The organism is Corallococcus terminator (assembly GCF_003611635.1).
GTDB lineage: Bacteria > Myxococcota > Myxococcia > Myxococcales > Myxococcaceae > Corallococcus > Corallococcus terminator.
The window spans coordinates 1-442 of record NZ_RAVZ01000815.1 but is presented as its reverse complement, the minus strand read 5'-3'; the positions used below and the strand labels follow the sequence as shown (position 1 = coordinate 442).

The window sequence follows — 442 nt, the reverse complement described above, 5'->3', positions numbered from 1 at the left end:
AACCTGCTCCGCGAGGGTCTCGACCTCCCCGAGGTGTCGCTGGTGGCGATCCTCGACGCCGACAAGGAGGGCTTCCTCCGCTCCGGCACCTCGCTGATCCAGACCATCGGCCGCGCGGCCCGCAACGTGTCGGGGCAGGTGCACATGTACGCGGACAAGATCACGCCGTCGATGGCGCTCGCGATCGACGAGACCAACCGCCGCCGCGACAAGCAGATCGCCTACAACAAGGAACGCGGCGTCGACCCGCAGCCGCTGCGCAAGCGGATCGCCGACATCACCGACCGCCTCACCCGCGAGGCCGCCGACACCGAGGCGCTGCTGGCCAGCACCCCGGTGGGCGGCTCGGGCCGTTCGCAGTCGCGCGGTAAGTCGCCGGTGCCCGGCAAGGCCGGTCGCGGCACGGCCGGTGCGATGTCGCCGGGGGTGGTGGGGATCGGCA

The 442-nt window shown here is 71.9% G+C and carries 1 protein-coding gene; it reads left to right on the top strand.

Translation table 11 applies throughout. The features are described from left to right. On the top strand, window positions 1-442 hold a 442-nt coding region (locus D7V88_RS42270), incomplete at both ends, for a helicase-related protein (protein WP_279636153.1).